Here is a 1,622-nt window from a genome sequence, read left to right on the forward strand (position 1 = left end):
CCCCGCTCACCGTCGCCGCGTGGCTGTCCTGGGCCCTGGGGCGCGCGAGCCACGCGGGCCGATACCTCGATATGGTGCGCGAGATCGACCCCCGCTACCCCCTCGCCGCCCTCCTCGAGACGATGATCGGCGGTGCGATGCTCCCGGAGTGGGCGTTCCGGTCTCGCTCGGCGGAGTGAAGGCGGAGCGGGGTGAAGGCGAGGCGGGGTGAAGGCGGAACGGATCGGGCTACTTGACCAGGGGGAAGAGGATGGTCTCGCGAATGCCCAGGCCGGTGATGGCCATCAGCAGGCGATCGATTCCCATGCCCATTCCTCCGGACGGCGGCATACCGTGCTCGAGAGCCCGCAGGAACTCCTCGTCGACCGGCATCGCCTCGACATCACCGCGGGCTGCGAGCTTGGCCTGCTCGACGAAGCGCTCGCGCTGGATCACGGGGTCCACGAGCTCGGAGTACCCGGTCGCCAGTTCGAAACCGCGGATGTACAGGTCCCACTTCTCCACGACGCCCGCGATCGAGCGGTGTTCACGGACCAGGGGCGACGTGTCGACGGGGAAGTCCATCACGAACGTCGGGCGAACGAGATCGCCCTTCACGAAGTGCTCCCACAGCTCCTCGACGAGCTTGCCGTGAGTGGCTTGCGGCGGCAGATCGACGTCGTTCTCCTGAGCGAACGCGATCAGGTCTTCGACCGAGTCCTGAGGGGTGACGGTGCGACCCGAGGCGGCGGAGAGCGACTCGTACATCGAGATGCGGTCCCACTCGCCACCCAGCTCGTACTCGGTGCCGTCGGCCCAGGTCACGGTCGTGGACCCGGCGACCGCGATCGCCGCGTTCTGCACGAGCTCCTGCGTGAGCGCGGCCATCTGGTTGTAGTCGCCGTATGCCTGATAGGCCTCCAGCATCGCGAACTCGGGGCTGTGCGTGGAGTCGGCGCCCTCGTTGCGGAAGTTGCGGTTGATCTCGTAGACGCGCTCGATGCCGCCGACCACCGCGCGCTTCAGGTAGAGCTCCGGCGCGATGCGCAGGTAGAGCTCGGTGTCGAACGCGTTCGAGTGGGTGATGAACGGGCGAGCGGAGGCCCCGCCGTGCTGCACCTGCAGCATGGGAGTCTCCACCTCGAGGTAGTCGTGGCTCGTGAAGGTCGAACGCAGGCTCGCGTTGACGGCGGCCCGGGCGCGCACCGTGTTGCGCGCCTGCTCCCGCACGATCAGGTCGAGGTAGCGGCTGCGCACGCGTCCTTCCTCGCTGAGCTCGGAGTAGGCGTTGGGCAGCGGCAGGATCGCCTTGGCCGCGATCGTCCAGTCGTCGGCCATGATCGACAGCTCGCCGCGGCGGCTGGAGATGACCTCGCCGTGCACGAACACGTGGTCGCCCAGGTCGACGTACTCCTTCCAGTTCGCCAGCGATTCCTCGCCGACGTTCGCAAGGGAGATCATCGCCTGGATGCGCGATCCGTCACCCGCCTGCAGTGTGGCGAAGCAGAGCTTGCCGGTGTTGCGGCTGAACACCACCCGACCCGCGACCCCGACGATGACGCCGGTCTCGGCGCCCGCCTCGAGCTCGCCGTACTCGGCGCGCAGCGCGGGAATCGTGTGCGTCACGGGCACGCCGACCGGGA

The 1,622-nt window shown here is 68.3% G+C and carries 2 protein-coding genes; one reads left to right on the forward strand and one right to left on the reverse strand.

Annotated elements, in window-relative coordinates; genetic code table 11:
* Nucleotides 1–179: DUF4192 family protein (locus tag KZA10_RS14485; protein WP_218683236.1), on the forward strand; the 179-nt coding region annotated here is incomplete at its 5' end.
* A gap of 49 nt (nucleotides 180–228) precedes the next feature.
* On the opposite strand, the gene lysS is transcribed toward KZA10_RS14485, so the two are convergent.
* The coding region (gene lysS / locus KZA10_RS14490; protein WP_218683235.1) for a lysine--tRNA ligase at nucleotides 229–1,622 on the reverse strand (1,394 nt) is incomplete at its 5' end.

Source organism: Microbacterium sp. BF1, assembly GCF_019279095.1.
In the GTDB taxonomy this organism is placed as follows: Bacteria; Actinomycetota; Actinomycetes; order Actinomycetales; family Microbacteriaceae; genus Microbacterium; species Microbacterium maritypicum.